The 503-nt window shown below is 48.1% G+C and carries 1 protein-coding gene; it reads right to left on the reverse strand.

Going from position 1 to position 503, the window contains the following annotated elements:
• The coding region (locus tag AMS66_RS29025) for a DUF3427 domain-containing protein (RefSeq protein WP_236703669.1) at window positions 1–503 on the reverse strand (503 nt) is incomplete at both ends.

The following is a 503-nucleotide window of genomic DNA, read 5'->3' on the forward strand; positions in this document are numbered from 1 at the left end:
CCGTAACCGCCATACAAAGCTCATCGGCTTATTCCCCTCGTGACTCACATAATCCGCTTCGCCTAAGAAGACAAATGGAGATGTATAGCCATGCTCTTCCTTATACTCCCGCACGAATAGCGCGATCCGATTGCCTGTCTCTCGATGATGAATGTACCTCTGTGCGGTAGCCGTATGCTCCGATAACCTGCTTTGAGTCTGCCAGTGGAACAAACGCTCATTGATCGCATAGTCCTCGTACAGCGTGGAGGGGGAAAAGTCTTTGTCCGATTTGTTCAGTGTAATGAAGAAGATATCGGTCTGTTCATCTGCAAAATACTTCACGCCTTCACGGAAGGCGGGTGATTGCTCAGCGTTCCAGTAGCCAAAGGCGGCAAGCACTTGGTCGATGGAGTACATACAGTGGATATCCAGTGGACAAGTGTACGGGAACGAATTACTTTTATCCACAAATCGCAGATGAGCCAGATTATATTTGAAAATATCCACAAGCTCTGCTCGGA

This window comes from Paenibacillus xylanivorans (genome assembly GCF_001280595.1).
Lineage (GTDB): Bacteria > Bacillota > Bacilli > Paenibacillales > Paenibacillaceae > Paenibacillus > Paenibacillus xylanivorans.